Origin of the sequence: Kribbella yunnanensis, assembly GCF_039529655.1 — a bacterium.
Taxonomy (GTDB): Bacteria; Actinomycetota; Actinomycetes; order Propionibacteriales; family Kribbellaceae; genus Kribbella; species Kribbella yunnanensis.
The window spans coordinates 583,095-604,428 of record NZ_BAAANF010000017.1 but is presented as its reverse complement, the minus strand read 5'-3'; the positions used below and the strand labels follow the sequence as shown (position 1 = coordinate 604,428).

Annotated in this window: 26 protein-coding genes; 15 read left to right on the top strand and 11 right to left on the bottom strand. The window is 67.3% G+C overall.

The genetic code is table 11. From position 1 onward, the window contains the following. The first annotated feature begins 53 nt into the window (after positions 1 to 53). The 3 genes from ABD231_RS26200 to ABD231_RS26190 are packed head-to-tail and all read left to right on the top strand — an operon-like array spanning position 54 to position 2,052. Positions 54 to 632, top strand: a complete 579-nt coding sequence (locus tag ABD231_RS26200; protein ID WP_344157368.1) for an ArsR/SmtB family transcription factor — start codon at positions 54 to 56, stop codon at positions 630 to 632. An 11-nt stretch (positions 633 to 643) separates the two neighbouring features. Further along, positions 644 to 1,570, top strand: a complete 927-nt coding sequence (locus ABD231_RS26195) for an aldo/keto reductase (protein ID WP_344157365.1) — start codon at positions 644 to 646, stop codon at positions 1,568 to 1,570. A 2-nt stretch (positions 1,571 to 1,572) separates the two neighbouring features. Then, positions 1,573 to 2,052 carry a hypothetical protein gene (locus tag ABD231_RS26190; RefSeq protein ID WP_344157362.1) on the top strand — a complete coding sequence of 160 codons (480 nt, stop codon included), beginning with the start codon at positions 1,573 to 1,575 and terminating at the stop codon, positions 2,050 to 2,052. On the opposite strand, the gene ABD231_RS26185 is transcribed toward ABD231_RS26190, so the two are convergent. Together ABD231_RS26185 and ABD231_RS26180 are read right to left on the bottom strand one after the other, a co-directional pair. Beyond that, on the bottom strand, positions 2,009 to 2,563 hold the full coding sequence (locus tag ABD231_RS26185; RefSeq protein WP_344157359.1) for a hypothetical protein: 555 nt from the start codon (positions 2,561 to 2,563) through the stop codon (positions 2,009 to 2,011). The genes ABD231_RS26190 and ABD231_RS26185 overlap by 44 nt on opposite strands. A gap of 120 nt (positions 2,564 to 2,683) precedes the next feature. After that, complete coding sequence (locus tag ABD231_RS26180; RefSeq protein WP_344157356.1) at positions 2,684 to 3,739, bottom strand: GNAT family N-acetyltransferase; 1,056 nt, start codon at positions 3,737 to 3,739, stop codon at positions 2,684 to 2,686. Positions 3,740 to 3,793: 54 nt separating this feature from the next. Here ABD231_RS26180 and ABD231_RS26175 point away from each other — a divergent pair, with 54 nt between their 5' ends. Continuing rightward, the gene (locus ABD231_RS26175) at positions 3,794 to 4,237 is read left to right on the top strand and encodes a MarR family winged helix-turn-helix transcriptional regulator (RefSeq protein ID WP_344157353.1); all 444 of its coding nucleotides are present in this window, start codon (positions 3,794 to 3,796) and stop codon (positions 4,235 to 4,237) included. Positions 4,238 to 4,241: 4 nt separating this feature from the next. Here ABD231_RS26175 and ABD231_RS26170 read toward each other — a convergent pair whose 3' ends face one another. Next, a complete protein-coding gene (locus tag ABD231_RS26170; RefSeq protein WP_344157350.1) occupies positions 4,242 to 4,703 on the bottom strand; it encodes a MarR family winged helix-turn-helix transcriptional regulator in 462 nt (153 codons plus the stop codon). 56 nt (positions 4,704 to 4,759) lie between these two features. On the opposite strand from ABD231_RS26170, the gene ABD231_RS26165 reads away from it, so the two are divergent. Genes ABD231_RS26165 through ABD231_RS26155 form a run of 3 tightly spaced genes read left to right on the top strand, consistent with a single transcriptional unit; the run spans position 4,760 to position 7,019 of the window. Continuing rightward, positions 4,760 to 5,677 carry a glutamate-cysteine ligase family protein gene (locus ABD231_RS26165; RefSeq protein WP_344157347.1) on the top strand — a complete coding sequence of 306 codons (918 nt, stop codon included), beginning with the start codon at positions 4,760 to 4,762 and terminating at the stop codon, positions 5,675 to 5,677. After that, positions 5,674 to 6,630, top strand: coding sequence for an ATP-grasp domain-containing protein (locus ABD231_RS26160; RefSeq protein ID WP_344157344.1), 957 nt, complete (start codon positions 5,674 to 5,676; stop codon positions 6,628 to 6,630). The genes ABD231_RS26165 and ABD231_RS26160 overlap by 4 nt, the downstream gene beginning before the upstream one ends. Beyond that, the gene (locus ABD231_RS26155; RefSeq protein ID WP_344157341.1) at positions 6,627 to 7,019 is read left to right on the top strand and encodes an MAPEG family protein; all 393 of its coding nucleotides are present in this window, start codon (positions 6,627 to 6,629) and stop codon (positions 7,017 to 7,019) included. Before ABD231_RS26160 ends, ABD231_RS26155 begins: the two co-directional genes overlap by 4 nt. Positions 7,020 to 7,538: 519 nt before the next feature. Here the strand turns inward: ABD231_RS26155 and ABD231_RS26150 are convergent. Genes ABD231_RS26150 through pcaH form a run of 6 tightly spaced genes read right to left on the bottom strand, consistent with a single transcriptional unit; the run spans position 7,539 to position 12,432 of the window. Beyond that, a complete protein-coding gene (locus tag ABD231_RS26150) occupies positions 7,539 to 8,720 on the bottom strand; it encodes a 4-hydroxybenzoate 3-monooxygenase (RefSeq protein WP_344157338.1) in 1,182 nt (393 codons plus the stop codon). Next, on the bottom strand, positions 8,713 to 9,081 hold the full coding sequence (gene pcaC / locus ABD231_RS26145; protein ID WP_344157335.1) for a 4-carboxymuconolactone decarboxylase: 369 nt from the start codon (positions 9,079 to 9,081) through the stop codon (positions 8,713 to 8,715). Before pcaC ends, ABD231_RS26150 begins: the two co-directional genes overlap by 8 nt. Continuing rightward, a complete protein-coding gene (locus ABD231_RS26140; protein ID WP_344157332.1) occupies positions 9,078 to 9,881 on the bottom strand; it encodes an alpha/beta fold hydrolase in 804 nt (267 codons plus the stop codon). The genes pcaC and ABD231_RS26140 overlap by 4 nt, the downstream gene beginning before the upstream one ends. After that, entirely contained in the window at positions 9,874 to 11,130 is a 1,257-nt protein-coding gene (locus ABD231_RS26135) for a lyase family protein (protein ID WP_344157329.1), read from the bottom strand. Before ABD231_RS26135 ends, ABD231_RS26140 begins: the two co-directional genes overlap by 8 nt. After that, positions 11,127 to 11,666, bottom strand: coding sequence for a protocatechuate 3,4-dioxygenase subunit alpha (gene pcaG, locus ABD231_RS26130; protein ID WP_344157326.1), 540 nt, complete (start codon positions 11,664 to 11,666; stop codon positions 11,127 to 11,129). The genes ABD231_RS26135 and pcaG overlap by 4 nt, the downstream gene beginning before the upstream one ends. Beyond that, a complete protein-coding gene (gene pcaH / locus ABD231_RS26125) occupies positions 11,659 to 12,432 on the bottom strand; it encodes a protocatechuate 3,4-dioxygenase subunit beta (protein WP_344157323.1) in 774 nt (257 codons plus the stop codon). Before pcaH ends, pcaG begins: the two co-directional genes overlap by 8 nt. A 69-nt stretch (positions 12,433 to 12,501) precedes the next feature. On the opposite strand from pcaH, the gene ABD231_RS26120 reads away from it, so the two are divergent. After that, positions 12,502 to 13,260, top strand: a complete 759-nt coding sequence (locus tag ABD231_RS26120; protein ID WP_344157320.1) for an IclR family transcriptional regulator — start codon at positions 12,502 to 12,504, stop codon at positions 13,258 to 13,260. 359 nt (positions 13,261 to 13,619) lie between these two features. On the opposite strand, the gene ABD231_RS26115 is transcribed toward ABD231_RS26120, so the two are convergent. After that, positions 13,620 to 15,083, bottom strand: a complete 1,464-nt coding sequence (locus tag ABD231_RS26115; RefSeq protein ID WP_344157317.1) for a benzaldehyde dehydrogenase — start codon at positions 15,081 to 15,083, stop codon at positions 13,620 to 13,622. A 121-nt stretch (positions 15,084 to 15,204) separates the two neighbouring features. Beyond that, positions 15,205 to 16,104, bottom strand: a complete 900-nt coding sequence (locus ABD231_RS26110; RefSeq protein WP_344157314.1) for a LysR family transcriptional regulator — start codon at positions 16,102 to 16,104, stop codon at positions 15,205 to 15,207. 54 nt (positions 16,105 to 16,158) lie between these two features. Here ABD231_RS26110 and ABD231_RS26105 point away from each other — a divergent pair, with 54 nt between their 5' ends. The 7 genes from ABD231_RS26105 (at position 16,159) to ABD231_RS26075 (ending at position 21,316) form a co-directional block, all read left to right on the top strand. Beyond that, a complete protein-coding gene (locus ABD231_RS26105) occupies positions 16,159 to 17,097 on the top strand; it encodes a DMT family transporter (RefSeq protein WP_344157311.1) in 939 nt (312 codons plus the stop codon). Beyond that, a complete protein-coding gene (locus ABD231_RS26100; protein WP_344157308.1) occupies positions 17,094 to 18,056 on the top strand; it encodes a hypothetical protein in 963 nt (320 codons plus the stop codon). The genes ABD231_RS26105 and ABD231_RS26100 overlap by 4 nt, the downstream gene beginning before the upstream one ends. A 34-nt stretch (positions 18,057 to 18,090) precedes the next feature. Next, a complete protein-coding gene (locus ABD231_RS26095) occupies positions 18,091 to 18,570 on the top strand; it encodes a pyridoxamine 5'-phosphate oxidase family protein (protein ID WP_344157305.1) in 480 nt (159 codons plus the stop codon). Then, positions 18,567 to 19,214: a DsbA family oxidoreductase gene (locus ABD231_RS26090; protein ID WP_344157302.1), complete on the top strand. Its 648-nt coding sequence runs from the start codon at positions 18,567 to 18,569 to the stop codon at positions 19,212 to 19,214. The genes ABD231_RS26095 and ABD231_RS26090 overlap by 4 nt, the downstream gene beginning before the upstream one ends. Further along, complete coding sequence (locus ABD231_RS26085; protein WP_344157299.1) at positions 19,211 to 19,915, top strand: MBL fold metallo-hydrolase; 705 nt, start codon at positions 19,211 to 19,213, stop codon at positions 19,913 to 19,915. Before ABD231_RS26090 ends, ABD231_RS26085 begins: the two co-directional genes overlap by 4 nt. Before the next feature lie 84 nt (positions 19,916 to 19,999). Beyond that, a complete protein-coding gene (locus tag ABD231_RS26080; protein ID WP_344157295.1) occupies positions 20,000 to 20,878 on the top strand; it encodes a bile acid:sodium symporter family protein in 879 nt (292 codons plus the stop codon). A gap of 111 nt (positions 20,879 to 20,989) precedes the next feature. Continuing rightward, positions 20,990 to 21,316 carry a hypothetical protein gene (locus ABD231_RS26075; RefSeq protein ID WP_344157293.1) on the top strand — a complete coding sequence of 109 codons (327 nt, stop codon included), beginning with the start codon at positions 20,990 to 20,992 and terminating at the stop codon, positions 21,314 to 21,316. Positions 21,317 to 21,334: the final 18 nt, after the last annotated feature.

Here is a 21,334-nt window from a genome sequence, read left to right as displayed (position 1 = left end):
AGCTCCAATGATCCAAATATCTCGAACAATCGGGAATGCTAGTCTGTTCGACCGTGACAGGCAACAACCCCGCGGTCCCGGACTACGAACTCGCGGAGACTCTCGAGCTGACGACCGCCGAGCAGGTGCGGGCGATCGCCGACCCACTCCGTACGACGATCCTCGGCCTCCTGCACGAACGTGCGGCGACCGTCACCGAGCTGGCCACCGCGGTCAAACGACCGAAGAGCACAGTCGCCCATCACGTGAAGGTGCTCGCCGACGCCGGCATCCTGCGCGTCGTCCGGACCCGGAAGGTGCGCGCGATCGAGGAGCGGTTCTACGGCCGCGCCGCCCGCTCGTTCTACGTCGGCCTCGGCCGCCAGGGCGGCAAGCTGCCGGAAGACTTCAACGACTTCGAGGTCGCCGCCGAAGAGTCCAGGACCGCGTACGACGAGGGTCAGCTCCGCTCGTTCATCCGGCACGCCCGGATCCCCGAGGAACGCGCGGGCGAGTTCTGGCGCGGAGTCCGCGACCTGATCGACACGTTCGACAAACTCCCGCGCGCCGGCGACACGACGTACGGGTTCACTGTCGGTCTCTACCCGATCGTCGACTACCCGACGCTGCCGCCGACCGCGGATGAAGGCTAGGGTCGACATTTGTGACGACAATTGACTTGGGTGGGACCGGGACCGCGGCTTCGCAGGTCGTTCTTGGATTGATGCGGATCAAGGAGAAGTCCGACGAGGAGATCCGCACACTCGTCGGGACCGCGCGCGATGCCGGGGTGACGATGTTCGACCATGCGGACATCTACGGCGGTTCGCACGGGTGCGAGCAACGGTACGGCGAGGCGCAGCCGGTACCGGAATCCGAGCGGGACCAGATCCTGCTGCAGTCGAAGGTCGGGATCCGCTCGGGGTTCTTCGATTCGTCGCGCGAGCACATTCTTTCGAGTGTCGAGCAGTCGCTGACCGCGCTGCGGACCGACTACCTCGACGTACTGCTGATCCACCGTCCCGACACTCTGGTCGAGCCGGACGAGGTCGCGGCCGCGTTCGACGAGCTGCACAGCAGCGGCAAGGTCCGCACGTTCGGCGTCTCGAACCACACGCCCGGTCAGATCGAACTGCTGAAGAAGTCGGTCCGCCAGCCGCTGGTCGCCAACCAGCTCCAGTTCAGCATCACGAACGCCGCACTGGTCGCGCAGGGCCTGGCCGCGAACATCATGGGCCTCGAGCAGTCGGCCGACCGCGACCTCGGCATCCTCGACTACAGCCGGCTGCACGACATGACCATCCAGACGTGGGGTTCCGTACAGTCCCCCGCGGGCGGTGGCGTCTTCATCGGCGACCGGTCGAATTACCCCGACCTGAACGACGCTCTGGACGAGCTGGCGAAGGCGCACAACACCTCCCCCGACGCGATCGCCATCGCGTGGCTCGCACGGCATCCCGCCAAGATGCAGATCGTCATCGGCACCACGACACCGAGCCGAGTCCAGGACGCCGCCACCGGCGCCGCGATCCGACTCACCCGCGAAGAGTGGTACCGCCTCTACACCGCCGCCGGCAACACCCTGCCCTAGCGATGAACGTACGACGTACTGCGACGCGGCTGCTGGTTGGCGGAGCTTTGGCCGCGGTGGTCGGGTTGGTGGGCGCAATGGTCACCGACTCGGCCACCAAGCTGAGCTATCAGGTCATGGTCACCGAGCCGGCCGCGTCCGGACGTCTACCCGACTGCAAACCAACCCTGCTGCTGCTCGACCAGAGCACGGGCGCCGAGCTCCCGTGCTCCGGCACACCTGAGGGCGGCTTCACCACGGCCGAGCGCGAGGAGATCCTCAAGCTCGCGACCACGATGGCCGCCGACGACAGACTCGACACGGTCGACCAATTCAAACTGAGCGAACTAGCCGCCGAAATCGGCCGCCGCCACGACGACCCCACGAACAGCGCCGCCACCTGGGCCTTCGGGATCGTCGGCACTCTCGGCGGCGCTGCCTTCCTGACCGGAATCGCCCTCAGGATCGTCGCGAACGCGCGACGTACAGGCCCGCGAGGTTGAGCGCGAGCCCCCACAACGCCAGCATCACCAGGAACGGCGGCCAGTCCGATCCACCGAACTCACCCTTCCACCACGGCATCGCCGACCCCAACGGCGTCAGCCACGGCCGCGCATCTGGTGCGGCCGCGGACAGTACGCCGTACAGACCGAGTGGGATCACGATGGTGAGCACGGCCGCAATCCACCCACGCCCAATCAGCCTCCCCAGCCCGATGCCGACCAACTGCGCGACGACCTGCGTGACGAAGGCTCCAACGATCAACACCACCGCATGCTGCCAACGATCACTAGCCGTCGACGGCACCAACCACGCAACGAGTATCGACGCAACCAACCCGACCGCCGCCAACCCCACGGCGTACCCAAGAGCCAACCGAAACACCGACCGCTCCCGCCGAGCCGCCGCGACCGCACCAATGAACGGCACCCCGACCGAGATCAAACTCTGCGCAACCCCAGAAGCCGACGCAAAAGTCCGATCCGCCTCAGCAGCCCCAACCTGACTCAGCACCGCCCCGAGAACTCCCACAACCCCAGTAACACCGGCTATAACGCGATAAGTCCGCATCGAGCACCCCCAGCTCTCTAGTCGATGCCCGATTATCCCACGTCATGGGTTCCCGACGGGAACTTACGGCAGGTTCATGCCAACTGCCGACTCCGCCAGTACGGCGGCTTTGCGCATGGTTACTGCGCCGGGTGGGGCGCCTTCGGGGGTGAGGGTGTAGCCGGCTTGGCGGTAGAGGGTTTGGGGGCCGGTACTGCGAACGCCGGTGTGCAACGCGATTGTCGCCGTACCGGCGGGGGCGTGGGATTCGGCGTGGGCGAGAAGTTGTTGCCCTAGGCCCTGATGTCGATAGTCCGGGGCGACCATCAGCCGCCCGATCAGCCACGCCTCGCCGTCCCGACGAGCTCGCACCGAGGCGATCAATCGAGCACCGGAGCGAATCACCCAGACCTGCCAGTCTGCGAGCGCAGCCTCGACCTGGGCCGCAGTTTCAGTCAGCGCAGGCAAGTCGAGTGTCTGATTCGCGATCGCCTCGTCGACCCAGCAGGCGCGCTGCAGCACGACCAGTTCCGGCACATCCCCAGTGCGCGCCGGCACGATCCGCCCATCCTGCCCACGCAATGGACGCAGTACGGCGGCCGCCCGCGCCAGCTGGGTCAACCCACCGCGGGCGTACCCCTCCCGCCGCTCGTTCGCGACCACCTCACCCTCGAACACGTCGTCGGCGATCCGCAGATATACGTCACCGCCAATCGAGAGCATCCGCATCGTCGCCGCCACTCCACGCGCCATCTGGACCGCCCGCGAACCCGCCGACGTATTGCCGTAGCCGACGAACAGACACGACTTCCAGGCCCACTCGCGACTCAGGAAGTCGAACGCGTTCTTCAGCGTGGCCGGCATCGCGAAGTTGTACTCGGCCGTCACGAACACGAACGCATCGGCCGCATCCACTCGACTACTCCAGGCCCGGGTGTGCGCATGCACGTAGACACCGGTCGACGGATGCTCCGGCTCATCGAGGAACGGCAGCCCGACCTCGGCGAGATCCGCCACGTCGATCTCGATCTCCAGCTCAGCCGCAGTCGCGGCCGTCGCCCGAACGAACCACTCCCCGATCGCCGGCCCAAGCCGCCCAGGCCGAGTACTCGCAACGACCAGCATGATTTTCATTGACATGTCAAAGACGATACCAAGCTTCTATGACATGTCAAAGAAAGCTAGGATCACCCCATGACTCAGTGGCTGACCACCGACGAGGAGCGCGCCTGGCGTGCGGTACGGCGACTGCTGACCGTGCTGCCGTCGCGGCTCGGCCGCGATCTCACCCGGCTCGGCGTCTCCACCGCGGACTACGAAGTGCTCAGCACGCTGTCCGAGAAGCCCGATCGCCGCTGGGGCCTGAAGGACTTCGCCGAGAAGATGCAGTGGTCCCGCAGCCGGCTGTCACATCACGCAGCGCGAATGGAGGCTCGCGGCCTGATCGAGCGCGAGCCGGATCCGGCCGACGCCCGCGGTTCGATCTACCACCTGACCGACGCCGGTTTCGCCGTACTGGCCGAGGCCGCACCCGGCCACCTCGAGTCGGTCCGGGCCCGCTTCCTCGACCACCTCAGCCCGGAAGAGGTCGCCGTACTCGAGCGCGTCGCCGACCGGATCGCCGACCTGCCCGACTGATCGCTCACTCGTCCGACCAGCGCTCCAGTACGTCGGCAACCCGGGCAAGGACGTCGCGAGCAACGGCGTACTCATCAGGGCCGAACTCTTCGGCGAATCGTGCTTCCAGATCATGGAGGCGCAGGTAGCCGTCGGTCGCGACGCGGACACCCAGCTCGCTGTAAGTGACGAGTTTGGCGCGACCGTCCTCCGGATCGGGGCGCATCTCGAGGATGCCCAGGGCGACCATCTCGCGGATGAGTTCACCCATGGACTGGCGCGTCATACCGGCCCGGACCGCCATCTCGGCCGAGCGGGATCCCTCCGACATGAGGGTGGCGAAGACGGCGTTGTGGGCCTGTTTGACCTTCGGATGACCGCGCTTGTGCATCTCGCGGACCATGTCGATCTGGAGCGCGCGATTGGCGCGGTCGACCAGGGCGATGAACGGTTTGCGGTCGAGTCGGGGCAGCTTGGCGCTTGACACTCGTAAGGATTCCTTCCATTATTTCGACAGGAATCCTTACAGTATCAGGAGCGACCATGAATCAGAAGGAACTGCAGCCGCTGGTGGCGAACCTGTTTGCGCAGGGCCGGCGCCGGACCGTCCGGGTCGCGGTCGAGCAGGAGTTCCTGGTCGCCGACGCCACCACGGGAGCCGCCGTACCGATCGAGCGGGTACGACGCGCGGCGGCCGGCGCGATCGCGGCGCCGTACCTGAGCTTCGAGCCGGGCGGGCAGCTGGAACTCAGCCTGCCGTGCAGCCTCGACCCGGTCGGCCAGCTCCGCATGATGGTCGCGGATCTCACCCACCGCCTGACCGCCGCGCACATCACCACCTACGCGTTGCCGGTCGACCCGCGCCCCGAGCACGAGGTCCCGCTGCAACTGACGAGCCCCCGGTACGTCGCCATGCACCGACACTTCGATTCGATCGGACCGGCCGGTCGGCGGATGATGCGGCGTACCGCGTCCACGCAGCTCTGCCTCGACTGGTGGCCGGGGCAGGCGGGTCTCGAACAGTGGCGGGTCCTCAACCTCGCCGGTCCTTATCTCGCCGCGACCTTCGCCCGAAGCTCAGGCCCGCACGGGCGGCTCACCACTTGGCTGGAGACCGACCCTGCGCGGACCGGCTTCGACGACCGGCTGCTCGTCGGCGATCCAGTTGCGGCGTACACGGCCTTCGCGGTCGGCGCCACGGCCTTCGTTGGTACGGCGGCCGAGCACCTCACCACGATGTTCCCGCCGGTCCGGCCGCGGTCGACGTACCTGGAGGTTCGTTTCCTCGATGCGCAAGAGCCGTCCGCGATCGGTCCCGTGGTCAGTGCTTTGACCAGCCTGATGTACGACGACAACCACCGCCGCAGTGTGTTGCGGCGACTAGAAGTGGATCGGGCTGACCTGGGTGAGCACTGGCTCGCCGCGGCCGCCGGGGATCTCGATCTGGAGTTGGTCGCATGAGCGCCATCCTGTTCGTCACCGATCCGCTGGTCGGATTGCACGCCGATATCGACGCGACCATCGGCCTGATGGCGGCGTCGCAGGACCTCGACCACGACGTCTGGTGCTGTCAGCCGGAGGAACTCGCGGTCATCGACGGCCGCCTGTACGCCCGCGCGCACCGCATCCGCCTCCGTCCGCGCCGCCCCGGCTGCGATCACCGATGGCTCGTCGACCCCACCTGGTACGACGAACTCGACACCGCGCTGCTCGACGTTGCTGGCTTCGAGGTCGCGCACCTCCGGATCGATCCGCCGGTGGACGAGCGGTACCTGCACACGACGTACCTGCTCGACCTCGCCGGCACCCGTGTCATCAACCGGCCGGACGGGGTCCGCGCCGTACACGAGAAGCTGATCGCGCTGCGGTTCCCCTCCTTGTGCCCATCGACCTATGTCGGTACGTCGGTCGCCGACCTCCGCTCGTTTGTTGCTCGGACCGGGACTGCGATCGTCAAACCCGTCGACGGATTCGCCGGACTCGACGTCTGGCTGGTCCACGACGACCACGCGGCGCTGTCCCTGCTGGAGTCGGCCACCCGCGGCGGCCGGCGGCAGGTGATCGCTCAGGAGTACCTGCCAGCTGTTGCGCACGGCAACAAACGGCTCTTCCTGCTCGACGGCGAGATCGTCGGCGCCGTCCTCCGTCGACCGGACGCCTCCGACTTCCGCATCGGCCCACCGGTCGCCATCGCCCCGATCGACGCCGTCGACCTCACGATCGCGGCCGCGCTCCGGCCGGTGCTGATCCAGCACGGCCTCACCATCGCCGGCGCCGACGTGATCGGCGGCCGCCTGATCGAGGTCAACGTCACCTGCCCCGGCGGCATGCACAAAACCGACGCCCTCCTGGGTACCACCCTCAGCCAATCGATCGTCCAGCACCTCACCGCACGCGAAGGAGTACTGACATGAGCACCATCACCATCATCTGCATGGCCCTACTAGGCATCCTGCTCTTCCTCCTAGGCGCCAACGTCACCCGCCACCGAGCCATGCGAGGCGGCGGCAACCAAGCCCCCACCGACCCCGCCGACCCCCTCCTCATCGCCGTCCGAGCCCACGGCAACGCGGCCGAGTACATCCCCACCCTGCTGGTCCTGCTGCTGGTCTGCTCATTCCTCTCGAACAGCTGGGTAGTAGAAGCCCTGGCCATCGCCGCCCTCGTAGTCCGCACCACCCACGCCATCGGCATGCTCACCGCCAAAACCCTCGCCGCCCACGGCCCCCTCCGCGACATCGGTGCCCTAGGCACCTACCTGGTAGGCATCGCCACCGGCATCACCGCCATCGCAACCCTCTAACAACAGGACGTATACCCCCACCACCCGCTAACCGCCACCCGGGCCGCCACCAATTGGAGGTATACGTCCTGTCCATCCGCTGATTCCACCGCCGCCGAACGGCGCTGTCGGCGGACGGTAACTTTTGGGTGCTATTCGAGAAAAAATTACCGCCCCAAGCATTGACGGCCCGGACGGCAACCGAAGCCCGTCAGCCCCAGGCGACGTCGAGCCGCGGTAGCCGACCTCGCCATCCCCCTCAGCCACCGCATCGCCCAGCCACCCCTTCTTTTGGTCGGCCGCCGCGGCGAGCAACCATCCCCGTACGTCGTCGGCCGAGCCCAGGCCCGGCGCCCACTCGACCGTCAAAAGACGGCCGACAAAGCAAGAGGGTGGGCTGGGTAGATGGCTGGGCCGGATGGCGAGGTCGGCTACCGCGGTTCACCTTGCCTGGGGCTGACGGGCTTGGGCTGGGGTTCGTGACGTGGGTTCGTCAGTTGGTCGGAAGATTTTCGGGTGTGGGCGCCGAAAAAGTACCGGCTAACGGGTGGGCCAGCCGGTGTAGGACTCGGCTAGGTAGGTGGCGGCGGCTTCGGAGGTGGTGATGGAGGTCAGTTCGCCTTGTTGGCGGCGGAGGTCGAAGGCGTTGGCAGTGGGGTGGGTGTGGAGCATGCTGGTCATCCAGTAGGAGAAGTGCTGGGCCTTCCAGACTCGGGCCAGAGCTCGGGGACCGTATTCGTCGAGGGCGTCTTGGCCGTGGAGGGTGCGGTCTAGGACTTCGGCTAGGACCCGTACGTCGGCCAGGGCGAGGTTGAGGCCTTTGGCGCCGGTGGGTGGGACGGTGTGGGCGGCGTCGCCGGCTAGGAGGAGGCGGCCGTGGCGCATGGGTTCGGCGACGAAGCTACGGAAGCGGAGGACGGTCTTGCCGGAGATCGGGCCTTCGTTCAGGGTGAGGCCGTCGGGGCCGGCGACGCGGGACTGGAGTTCGGACCAGATGCGGTCGTCGGACCAGGCGTCGACGTCTTCGTCCGGGTCGCACTGGAAGTACATGCGTTGCAGGGTGTCGGTGCGTTGGCTGATCAGCGCGAACCCTCGGGGCGAGTGCGCGTAGATCAGCTCCGGCGCGCTCTTCGGCGCCTCGGCGAGAATCCCGAACCAGGCGAACGGATACTCGCGCACGTAATGCCGCCGTACCGACTCCGGCACCTCCAGCCGGCACATCGAATGCGACCCGTCGGCACCGACCAGGTAGTCGCACCGCACCTCATGCTCGCGCCCGTCCGCCCCGGTGAACAGAATGCCGGGCAGATCCGAGGTGACATCGACAACCCGAGTCTGAGCAACCCCGAATCGCACATCACCACCATCACGCGCCCGCGCATCGGCCAGGTCGACGAACACGTCGGTCTGCGGATACAACCACGACGCCGCCCCGACGAGCCCTTTGAAGTCGATCCGGTGGCTGGTCCCGCCGTACCGCAGGACGATGCCGTCGTGCGCGATCCCCTCTCGACGTACCCGGTCGGATACGCCGGTCTCGACGAGCAGCCGGACACTGTCCTCCTCGAGGATGCCGGCGCGGACGGTGTTCTCGATCTCCTCACGTGTACGGCGATCGACGACGACAGAGTCGATTCCCGCCAACGCCAGGAGGTGGGAGAGCATCAGACCGGCCGGTCCGCCACCGACGATCCCGACTTGGGTGCGTGTCCGTTCAGTCATTGAGCACGTCCTGGGCGATCGCGAAAGCGTGGTTGGCGGCGGGCACCCCGCAGTACACGGCCGCCTGCAACAGCACCTCGGTGATCTCCGCATCACTCAACCCGTTGCGACGCGCGGCCCGCAGGTGCATCGGCAGTTCGGTCCAGTGCCCGTGCGCGATCAGCGCCGTGATGGTGATCGCGCTCCGCATCCGTCGGTCGAGCCCGGGCCGTGTCCAGACCGAACCCCAGGCGTAGCGAGTGATCAGTTCCTGGAAGTCCTCGGTGAGCGGTGTCTTCGCGGCCTCAGCGCGGTCGACATGCTCATCCCCCAGCACCTCTCGACGAACCTGCATCCCGGCCTCGTACGTCGGATCGCTCATCGCACCCCTCGTTGGAAGAAGTCGGTCAGCACTCCAGCCACCGCAGCCGGTTCCTCGGCCGGCGGCAGATGCGCACTACCTTCGAACACGTACGACGTTGCTCCCGGCAACCGGTCTGCCGAATCCCTCGCCAGCTCAATCGGTACGACGCGATCGTGCCGACCCGCAGCCACCAGAACCGGCACAGTCGCGGTACCCAGTCGCTCGCGACCGTCGAACCGGGCCAGCGCCTCACAAGTCGCGGCGTACGACCGTGCGTCCGCATCGGTCAGGCTTTCCAACAACCGAGCGGCCGTCCGCGGATCGCGGTCGGTGAAACCAGGGGCGAACCATCGCTCCACCGACCCCGCGATCAACGCCGAGGTCGATGCTGTCCGGACAAGAGCTGCACGTTCATACCAGGCTGCGGGCTCCCCGATCTTCGCGGCCGCCGCGAGAGTCGCGATCCCGGCGAACGGCCCCGGATCGACAGCGAGAGCGAAACCAACCGCGCCGGCCACCGACACCCCGGCGTACCAACTGTTGCTCACGGCAAGCTCCGAGCCGGACCTCCGGAGGCTGTCGCCGGTGGCAAGCTCTGCGGTGATCTTGCGGAGGGTGTCGGCGAGGTCGGCGAGGTCGAACCCGACCGCGGGTGCGCTCCGACCGTGACCCGGCAGATCCCATCCGACGACGCGGAACGACGGCGTCAGGTGCTGGATGCATGGACCCCACAACGCTTCGACCGATGTGCCCAGCGATGGTCCGACGATCAGCAGGTCGCCGGTACCGCCGAAGTCGGTGCAGGTGAGCTCAACCACGATCCCACCGCTCCAAAACCCGATCGACGAACGCAGTCGCCGACCCGAGATACTCCGCCGGGTCGTCTCCCGTACCGCGCTCAGCCAGCAACTCACCCGCCGCCTCCTGCGCACGCTGAGCCATCTTCGCGGCATCAACCTCCAGACCACCAACCAGGTCAGCGGTCTGGGACAACGCGGTCACACTCAACGTCAGAACCCTAGTAAACGCAGGCCATTCCGCATGCCAGGCACCATCCGGCCGCTCGTCAACCGCGAGCGCGCTACACGTGTGGAGGTGCCCAACCAACGGCGGCACCTGCAACGCCGCACTCCGAATCAGCACGCTCAGCACCGGATTCGCCTTCTGCGGCATCGTCGATGAGGTCCCCTTCCCGGCGGATCGCCGTTCCCGGACCTCTCCGACCTCAGGACGCCCCAAGAACAAGATGTTCCCGGCGATGACCCCAGCCGCCGCACATGCCTCGGCCAACACGTCCGCGATCCGAGTGATCGGCGTACGACGGGTGTGCCACGGCAGCGCCGACTGCAACCCAAGCTCGGCCGCGAACGCATCAACCACAGCATCCGGTACGTCGGTCAACTCGCCCAGCAACGACCGCGTCCCAGCAGCTCCCCCGACCTGCACCGGGAGTTCGATCGCCCGCACAGCATCCCGCGCATCCAGCAGGCCGACCAACCACTGCGCAACCTTCAGTCCGAACGTGACCGGTACGGCGTACTGCGTAAGCGTCCGCCCCGCCATGACGGTCTCGCGATGTGCGCGAGCCAGTTCACCCAACGAAGCAGCCGTCAACGTGAGGTAGGTGTCAACCCGCCCAAGTGCATCCTTAGCGAACAACATCAACGCAGTATCGAGAACATCCTGGCTAGTAAGCCCGCGATGAACGTACTCGTCGCCAACCAGCGACCGCAGGATGCGCACAAGCTCCACCACCGGACTACCCGCGCCCTCAACCGCCTCCACCCCCGGCCGCGGAACCCCGTTGGCAACCGCGCTGTCGAAGTCGGCAATAGCCTTGTCGAGCTCAGCAACGGCGGCGGGGTCAGCACGACGGGCGGCGCGGTCGGCAGGAGCCGCACCGGGCTCAGCAGAGGCTCCCCCGCGGACAGCAGCTTTGGCGCGGAACTGCTCGGCCGCGCGGCGGGCGGTCAGCCAGGCTCGCTCGACTTGTAGGAGTGCGTTCCAGAGGCCTTCGTCGTCGAGGCCGGCGGCGCGGTGGCGGCCGGGCTCCAGGAGGTCGCTCATTTGTGGCCTGGATAGGTCAAGAAGACCGACTGGTCTTCGCCTTGGAGGTGTAGGTCCAGCTTCAGGGATCCGTCGGGTGAGCGGGTGGCGATCATGCGGGTCTGGTCTTCGGGGTCGAGGGTGGACAGTAGGGGGTCGGACTCGGGGGGTGGGTTCGGCAGGTAGATGCGGGTGAACAACCTGTCGAGCAGGCCTCGGGCGAACACCGTCACAGCGAAGAACGGTGCACCGCCGTCGACTGACCCCGGCTCGACGGTGGAGAACCAGTACTCCCCTGCCCGGTCGGTGCTGCAACGGCCCCAGCCGGTGAAGACCCCGTTGCGGCGCAGCGATCCGGCGACAACCGGGACGACACCCGCCGCGTCGGCTTGCCGGATCTCGATCAGCGCGTCTGGGACCGGTTCGCCGGCGCCGTCGTACACGGTGCCGTGGAGGCGGATGCCGGTGCCGACAGCAACTAGTTCGCGGTCGCCGGCGTACGGGAGGGCGTAGTGGAAGAAGGGGCCGACGGTCTGGCCGGGGGTGCGGTCAGGCATGGGTCTCGTCCTCCAGCGGCGTGGCGTGGGAGCCCGTCAGGACGATGTCCCAGCGGTAGCCCAGCAGCCATTCGTGCTGGGACAGGTCGTGTGCGTACGTCGCGACCAGGCGTTCGCGTGCGGCCGGATCGGCGATCGACTGGAAGACCGGGTCAAGGCCGAACAGCGGGTCGCCCTGGAAGTACATCTGAGTGACGAGTCGCTGGGTGAAGTCGGTACCGAAAAGCGAGAAGTGGATATGGGCCGGCCGCCAGGCGTTGCGGTGGTTCCGCCAGGGATACGGACCAGGCTTGATCGTGGTGAACGAATAGTTGCCGTCAGCATCGGTCAGACAGCGCCCGACCCCGGTGAAGTTCGGGTCGATCGGGGCGGGGTGCTGGTCGCGTTGGTGGATATAGCGGCCGGATGCGTTCGCCTGCCAGATCTCGACCAGCTGATGCCGGACCGGCCGGCCGTCGCCGTCCAGCACCCGACCGGCGACCAGGATCCGCTCGCCGATCGGCTCACCACCCGCCTGAATCGTCAGGTCGGCCTCGAGCGGATCGACGTCGTGTTCCCCAAAGACCGGTGCGAGCAACTCAGCACCTTCCGGGTCCGCCTGCCGCAGCTCCTTGGTTGGGTACCGCAGTAACGAACTCCGGTACGGCGCGAAGTCCAGCGCCGGACCAGTCGGTTCGACCCGGATCCCGCCCGGCCCGGCGTGGGCGGCGGCGATCTCGGCGGAGATCTGCTCTTGGGCAAGGAGAGGCGCGGCAGGTTCTGTCACCCGCCAATCGTCGCCAGCACGCACCCCATCTGCCACGATGGTCTTCCGCTGAGTGGAAGGAATGGCGAGATGGCCGGCAGAGTCTCCACCCCGGGCGCGACCGTGGTGTCCCGCGCCCTCAGCCTCCTGTTCGCCTTCGACGACCAGCACCGCCGCCTCACCCTCACCGAACTAGCAACCCTCGCCGACCTCCCGTTACCCACCACCCACCGCCTAGTCGGCGAACTAGTCACCGGCGGCGCCCTCAGCCGCCGCCCCGACGGCCGGTACGTCGTCGCCCGCAAACTGTGGTCAGTCGGCCTACTCGCACCCCTGCCAAGCGGCCTGCGCGAAACCGCCGGCCCGTTCCTGAACGACATCCACGCCGCGACCCGCGCAACCGTCCACCTGGCAATCCGCGAAGGCATCCGCACGCTCTACCTGGAACGACTCACCGGACGCGCATCGGTCCCCATCATCAGCACCGTCGGCTCCTACCTACCCCTGCACTCAACCGGCGTAGGCAAAGTCCTCCTCGCCCACGCCCCCGCCGAAATCCAGGAGGAAGCGATGACCCAACTAACCCGCTTCACTCCCCACACCATCACCCACCCGGCCCGCCTCACCAGACAACTGGACGAAATCCGAGAACGCGGCTACGCCACCACCACCGAAGAAATGACCCTCGGAGCCTGCTCAATCGCCGTACCCATCCGCCCCACCGGCCCCGAAGGCCCAGTAGTGGCCGCCGTAGGCGTAGTAGTCCCCAACCTCCGCCCCCACCGAGCAGCCCTGCTAGCCGCCCTCCAAGTAGCCGCCCAAGGCATAGGCCGAACCATCACCCCGTAACCACCGTCGTCCGCAGAACAGGACGTATAGATGTGCTGACTGCCGCCGCCACACTCACCGTCGGCAACCAGCACGACCAGCAGCCGTAGACGTCCTGTCGATCGGAGGATCGGGGCGGCCCCATGGACGTCATTCAGCGTCGCCCGCACCCCCCTCGCACCCAAAGGTGGGTCGCCTTCTCTTTGTGCACGAGACCCAACTTTGTGCTCCCACCAGTCATTTTCGAGAGCTCCAAGTGGTTGGTGGGTTCTCAAAGTTGAGGGGGGTGCACAAAGAGCAGTGGGGTTGTCGGGGAGCGGGGGGCTGCTCTTTGGGGGCGGGGTGGGGGCGCGGGGTGGGGGCGCGGGGTGGGGGAACTTTTAGAGGGGGTAGGTGGGGGGTGTGGAGCGGAGGGTTATCCAGCGGGTTTCGGTGAAGGCTTCGAGGTTGGCGGTGGGGCCGCCGAAGCGGGCGCCGGTGCCGGAGGCGCGGATGCCGCCGAAGGGGGCGTTGGCTTCGTCGTTGACGGTTTGGTCGTTGATGTGGACGATGCCGGTGGGGATCTGTTCGGCGATGGCCAGGCCGCGGAGGGGGTCTTTGGTGACTATGCCCAGGGAAAGGCCGTAGTCGCCGGAGGTGGCTAGGTGGATGGCGTGGTCGATCGAGTCGACCTTGGTGACGGGGGCGACTGGGCCGAAGATCTCTTCGGTGAAGGCGGGGGCCTCGGTCGGTACGTCGGCCAGGACGGTGGGGCGGTAGAAGAGGTCGGTGTAGGTGCCGCCGGCAACTAGTTTCGCGCCGGCTGAGGTGGAGGCGTTCACGAGGCCGTGGATCTTGTCTCGTTGGCCGGCGTCGATGACGGGGCCGAGGGCGACCTGTTCGGTGGCTGGGTTGCCGACCGTCAATGAGGCGGCCTTCTCGGCGAGGGCTTCGACGAAATCGTCGTAAACGTGGGCGGCGACGAGGTGGCGGCCGGTGGTCATACAGATTTGGCCTTGGTGGAAGAACGAACCCCAGGTGGCCAGGTTGACGGCTGCTGAGACGTCGGCGTCGTCGAGGACGAGGAGGGCGGAGTTGCCGCCGAGTTCTAGGTGGGCTCGTTTGAGGTGTTCGCCGGCCAGCGCGCCGATGCGGCGGCCGACGCCGGTGGAGCCGGTGAACGAGATGACGCGGATGTTCGGATCGGTCACCAGCGCCTGGCCGACGTCGGCGCCACCGGGAAGCATCTGCAGTACGCCGGGAGGTAGTCCCGCCTCCTCGAAGATGCGGGCCATCAACGCGCCCCCGGTGACCGCTGTGCGCGGGTCCGGCTTGAGGATCACTGCGTTGCCGAGGGCAAGGGCCGGAGCGACCGAGCGGATGCCGAGAATGATCGGGACGTTGAACGGCGAGATCACCGCGACGACTCCAGCCGGCATCCGGCGGGCCAGCGAGAGTCGCGGTTCCTCCGACGACAACACCTCACCGAGCGGATGTCCTGGCAGCGCTGCCGCTTGATAGCACTCCTCGGCGGCGACGTGCAGGGAGAAGCCGACGATGCCGGCGGTCGCGCCGACCTCGCGGGTGTTCCAACCGGCGATCTCGTCGGCGTGCTGCTGCCACAGGTCGCCGGCTCGGCGCATCACCGCGGCCCGTGCCGGGTGTGGGAGCGCCGCCCACGCTCGCTGGGCGTCGGCCGCGGCCCGTCCGGCTTCGGCGACATCGTCGACGCCGGCCTGACCCATGCGGCCGAGTTCACGGCCGGTGGCGGGTTCGATGACGGCGTACGCGCCGGCCTGGCCCGGCTGCCAGCTGCCGGCCTTGAAGACGTGCCCCGACCAGTCGGCGGTGTCCAGAAGCGTCATCTCGCTGCCCTCCAGTGGCGTGCCTGGGCGCCGCAAGCGCCAAAGGACTTTCGACGCGGGTCGCTCAGTTGGTGGCGTCACCGTAGGAGCCGCCCGGAGGGCCTTCAACGCTTGCTTCCACTCAGTGAGAGACGTTCTCCCGCAGTGCGGCCGCTACCGCGTCGACCGCTGGGGTGCGGGCTCGGCGGGTGAGCAGGTAGACGGCACGGCCGACGTCGGCTTCGGCAGGTCGCCGTACGACGACGCCCGGGGTGCCGTGGCGGAGTACCAGATCGGGGAGCAGGGCCGCGGCACCCGTCGTACGGACGAGTTCGAGCAGGATGAGGAAGTCGTCCGAGCTGTAGCGCAGGTCTGGTTCGAAACCGCCGTACTCACGGCAGACGCGGACCTGCATCTCGCGGTGGCCGGTACCGGGCTGGCAGGCAGCCCAGGGGATGTCGGCGAGGTGGGCGATCTTCACGCGGTCCGCCTTGGCCTCCGGATGGTTCTCCGGGAGCACCACCCGGATGTGCTCACGCAGTAAGGGCTCTCGCTGCAGATCCGCGTGGACAGGTCGCGGCTGACCGTCGTACTCGTCGCCGACCACTACGTCGAGCTGCTGCAGCCGGAGCGCCGGTACTGCCTGCTCGACCTCGCCCTCGGTCGCCTCGACCCGGATGTTCGGGTGGGTGACGGCCAGCGCCCGTACGGCGGGGGCCACGATCCGCAGAAACGCCGACTGGAACGAGGCGATCCGAACGACCCCGGCGACCCGGCCTGCCGCGACGGACGCCAACTCGGCCTCGGCCGCCTCGACCCCCTCCAGGAGAGTGGTGGCGTGCCGGACCAAGACGTGGCCGGCCGCGGTCAGGCGGACATTGCGGCCGACGCGCTCGAGCAACGGCGTACCGGCTTCTCGCTCCAGCACGGACAGTTGCTGGGAGACCGCGCTGGGCGTGTAGCCGAGCGCGCGGGCAGCGCCGTGGACAGTGCCGCGGTCGTGCACCTCGCGGAGCAGTCGGAGGCGATGCAGATCCAGCATCTGTTCAGGATAGCTACACAATCATGTCCACGAAGCCGTGATGGACGTGAACAGTTGAACAGCTTGATCATCGTTGTCGTGGGCGCCCTCTTCTGTCTCCTTTCCGCTGCCGCCTTCGGCGCGATGGCCGTGTTCGGCAAACTCTCGTACGACGAAGGTGCGTCGGTGGACGCACTTCTGCTGGTCCGGTTCGGGCTGGCCGGGTTGGTTCTGCTGGCGATCGCTCTGGCCCGCGGGGTGTTCCGGGGTATCCCGCGGCGCGCGGTGCTGGTCAGCCTCGGCATGGGCGTGTTCGGGTACGCCGCTCAGGCCGGGCTCTACTTCTCCGCGCTGACCCGGATCGATGCATCCCTGGTCGCGTTGCTTCTCTACCTCTACCCGATCCTGGTGATGGTCGGCGCGGTTTTGCTCGGTCGTGAACGTGCCTCTCGCCGTCGCGTCTGGGCACTCGGCCTGGCGTTCGGCGGGATCGTGCTGGTCCTCAGCGGCGCCACCTCCGGCCGCTTCAACCTGACCGGCGCGTTGCTGGCCGCCGGCGCGGCTGTCGTCTACACGTGTTACATCCTCGTCGGCGATCGGACGACGGCCGACGTACCACCGCTCGCTCTCGCGACCCTGGTCTGCATAGGTGCCTTCGGCACCTTCTTGGTGAACGCCATCCTCCGCGGGAACGCAGGCGGGATCACCGAGATCTCCTCGGCCGGGTGGTTCTGGTTGGCCGTGTTGTCGCTGGTCAGCACGGTCGCCGCGATCCTGCTGTTCTTCGCCGGAATGGCCCGCGTGGGACCGTCGGTCGCGTCGATCCTGTCCATCCTCGAGCCGGTGGTGACGGTCGCCTCGGCCGCCCTCGTCTTCGGTGAACACCTCAGCCCGCTCCAGTGCATCGGCGGTGCGATCGTCCTGTCCGCCGTACTGATCGTCCAATGGCCGACCCGCATTGTCCGCGAAAGTGAGATGCGGCCGACCGAACAGCCGGAGATCATGCTCACGTGAACGACCTCGATTTCTTCGCCGGACTGGCGATCACGGGCACGGTGCTGGGTGTCGACGCCACCAGCGATCTCGCCACCGTGCAGGAGGTGCTCGGCAACGAACACTTCTATGTGCAGCCCGTCGCGGAAGGATCGACCTGGGAGTACGCCAACGCGGACTACGGTCTGATCGACTTCGGCTGGGGTCGCGAGCGCGGGAGCAGCGAGTGGACCTGCTTGTACGCCGGTACGCAGAACCACCGGGTCGAGCCGGTACTGCTTATCGACGAGCTCCGGGGCGCGGTGACTGAGCGCGGTTTCACGATGGACAGCAGCCCGCAATGGCCTGGGGCCGACTTCTCCGAACACTGGGTGCCCGGTGTGTCGATCAGCGCGCTGGTCGCCGATTCCGACCCTGAGTGGGGACCGCCGGGCACCGTGATCAAGATGCTCGGCGGGGTCGGCGACCGCCATGACATCTTGAAGGCACGCGCGGTCTTCCACGGCGAGGAGAAGAAGTTCAAGGCCTACAGCAAGGACTTGCGGACGCTGAGCGATGAGCAGCTCGCGCGCTGGCTGGACAAACGTGAACCCGCGGCAGACCGCGAGCTGTGGTGGACGTTCCTGCGCAGCCACTGCCGCGATCAACTTGGCCTCGCGCTGGATCTTGCGGCGGCCGAGCGCGGTGTCGACTCCCCCGATCGCGCTGCACTGAACCTGGCCGGCTGGTCCTCGATCGAGAGCGCACCGCCGCTGGATGACGCCGTCACACAGTGGCTCACCACCACTCCTACTCTCGACGAGGGACGCCGACTGGCCGCTGCGACCACGTTGACGCCGGACGAGATCCGCCTGTCTCGCCGGCTACGCGACCAGGCTTTTGAACTGCGGGGGTACCCGCCGTCGATCCGTGCCGCTGAGGTCGCGGACGAGCTGCGCGCGTGGGTCGAGCTCGGGCCGCAGCTCCTGCGCCGCCTCTAGACTAACCGGACTGCGGTCCGTTAAAGTCGCGGACATGGATATTGGTGCGGGACTTGAGCGGATCCAGGCGCTGGGGCGGCAGGACTTTTGGCTTGCGGTGTTGGTGACGCAGCGGCGGTCCGGGGAGCCGGCGGCCTCGGTGGTGAATGCGGGGGTGCTGAATCACCCGTTGACGGGTGAGCCGGTGGTTGCGTTCGTGGCTCGAGGCGGTACGGCGAAGTTGGCGAATCTGCGGCGGAATCCGCAGGCCACGCTGGTGTTTCGGGCCGGCTGGGACTGGACCGGCGTGACTGGACCGGTCGAGTTGGCCGGACCCGATGACGAACTACCCGGGCTCGATGCGGAAGCGCTGCGGTTGGTATTGCGGGACATCTATCACGCGGCCGGCGGCGAGCACCCCGACCTGGACGAATACGACCGAGCGATGGTCGAGGACCGTCGTACGGCGGTCTTCATCCGGCCGGAGCGTTTTACCAGCAACCCTGCGGGCGCTGACCACGAGGAGGGCGAATGAACGCGATCCAGGTCTGGTCGGATTTGCTGTGCCCGTTCGCTCATGTGGCGATCCACCGGCTGCGGGAAGCGCGGGAGGAACTGGGCATCGACGTACGGCTGGACCATCACACGTTTGCGCTTGAGCTGTTCAACGGACCGCATCCACGGCCGGGTACGGACAGCGAGGCGGTAGGGCTTGGTCAGGTGGCGCCGGAGGTCGGGTTCCGGTTGTGGTCGCAGCCGGACTGGGCTTATCCGTCGACCGTGCTGCTCGCGGCCGAGGCTGTGCATGCGGCGAAGGAGCAGGGACTGCGGGAGTCCGAGGAGCTGGATCATGCGCTGCGTAAGGCGTTCTGGTTCGAGTCGCGGTCGATCGGGCATCGGCAGGTGATCCTCGATGTCGCGACTGAGGTCGGTATCGACAGCACCGCATTGGCTGCGGCCCTCGACGACGGGCGGGCGCGGGCCACGATGATGGCCGACCATGCGGTCGCCGTCACCGATGCGATTCAGGGCAGTCCGCAGTTCGTGCTGCCGGATGGGTCGAGTGTGCACAACCCCGGGATCAGCGTGCGCTGGGAAGGTCCGTTCGCGGAGGGCTATCCGATTGCTCAGAACGTCGACCCGGGATGGGCCGAGCGACTTCTCAAGCAGGCCGCATGATCCGGTGCGAACGCCTGGTGGTCGGCTACCTCGACACCAACTGCTGGATCATCGCGCCCGACCTCCCCGGTCGCCCACCCGCCCTGATCGTCGACCCCGGTGACGACCCGGACTACCTTGCCGCGGCGGCAGCGTCGTACGACGTCGTCGGGCTCTTGATCACGCACGCCCACGCCGACCACGTCCTGGCCCTCCAGCCCCTCGCCGAATCCCTCAACGCCCCGATCATCGGCCACCCCGCCGAGCGCGAGGTCTGGACCGCCGAGCTCGACCACCTAGCGAAACACGGCTACCTGGACGCCGGCACCGCCACCGCCGACCTGGTCGCAACCGGCAACGCCCCGCGCCCGAACCCCGACGTACCCCTCTGGAACGGCCACCTCGACCAGGAGATCCAGACGACCACCACGCTCAAGCTAGGCCCCCTCGACGTCGACATCATCCCCACCCCAGGCCACTCCCCCGGCAGCCTGACCGTCCACGCCGCCGGCCACCTCTTCACCGGCGACACCCTCTTCCCCGGCGGCCCCGGCCTCACCAGCCCGGTCTATCCGCTGACCGACTTCGCCGCCATCATGACCTCGGTCCGCAACCTCCTCACCTACCCCGAACACACCACCATCCACCCCGGCCACGGCCCCGACACCACAGTCGGCACCGAACGCCCGTACGTCGAAACCTGGCAAGCCCGCGGCTGGTGAGCTCTGGACGACGGACGCCCGGCGTAGGACCCTGTTCTCCCACCGCCTCGGGCCTACGACGGGAACACCACCTTGTCCGACTCAGTGCTTACTTCGGTTTTGTTGCCGATCGCGTTGGCGATCATCATGTTCGGGCTGGGGTTGAGCCTGACCACGGGGGACTTCGCGCGGGTGGCGCGGATGCCCAAGGCGGTACTGGTTGCGTTGGGCACCCAAGTGGTGTTGTTGCCGGTGATCTGTTTTGGGATGGTGAAGGTCTTCGGGCTGGCGCCGGCGTTGGCGGTCGGGATGATGTTGCTGGTGGCCTCGCCGGGCGGTACGACGGCCAATCTGTTCAGTCATCTCGCCGGAGGTGATGTTGCGCTGAACGTCACGCTGACCGCGGTGAACTCAGTGCTGGCGGTCATCACGCTGCCGATCGTGGTGAATCTGTCGATCGCGCATTTCCTCGGCGACTCCGGACAGCTCGGGTTGCAGCCGGCGAAGATGCTGCAGGTGTTCGCGATCGTGCTGGTACCGGTTGCCCTGGGCATGCTTGTCCGCAGCCGCAAGCCCGGCTTCGCCGACCGGATGGAAAGGCCGGTGAAGATCGGGTCGGCCGTCGTACTGGCGCTGGTGATCTTCGCCGCGATCTACACCGAGCGGGACAACTTCCTCGACTACCTGGCCGCGGTCGGCCTGATCGCCGTACTGCTCAACGTGATCAGCCTTGCTCTCGGGTACGTCGTCCCGCGCGTGGCCGGGCTCGGTGAGCGGCAATCCATCGCCTGCTCGATGGAGATCGGCATCCACAACGCCACCCTCGCACTCACCATCGCACTCAGCCCAGCCCTGCTGAACAACAGCGAAATGGCCACTCCGGTAGCCGTCTACGGCATCGTCATGTTCTTCCCGACCGCCCTCGTCGCGTACATCCTCGGCCGCCGCGCAAAGTTGCGTGGAGCAACTACTCCGGCGGTCTAACACAATCGACAGGCCAACGCCAGACCCTTACGGCACAGGTCGAAACCCTGGAACGGCCCGTCGGGAGCTCCTACGTTCATGCGCAACGGACACGAGCTCGAGGGGAACTGTATGAAGAAGAAGATGATCGCCCGCACGCTGACCGCAGTCATCGTCGGCGCGACGGCGCTGGTCGGCGCCACCGCCGTACCGGCGGCAGCTGACCCGCCGTGCAACGACGGCGAGGTCTGCACCTACTACAAGGGTGCACTCGTCTCCAAGAACCGCGCGATGAATCCGGGCGAGTGCCACTTCGTTTCGCACGAGTTCGACTTCGTGAAGAACCGGTCGCGGATCCAGCAGACCGCGTACTCCGGGACCAACTGCACGGGCCGCAGCGTCCAGATCGGCGCTGGGGGCAGCTCCGGCGTCAACCTCTTCTGGAGCATCGGCTACTGAGCCGTCCCGAAGCGCCCG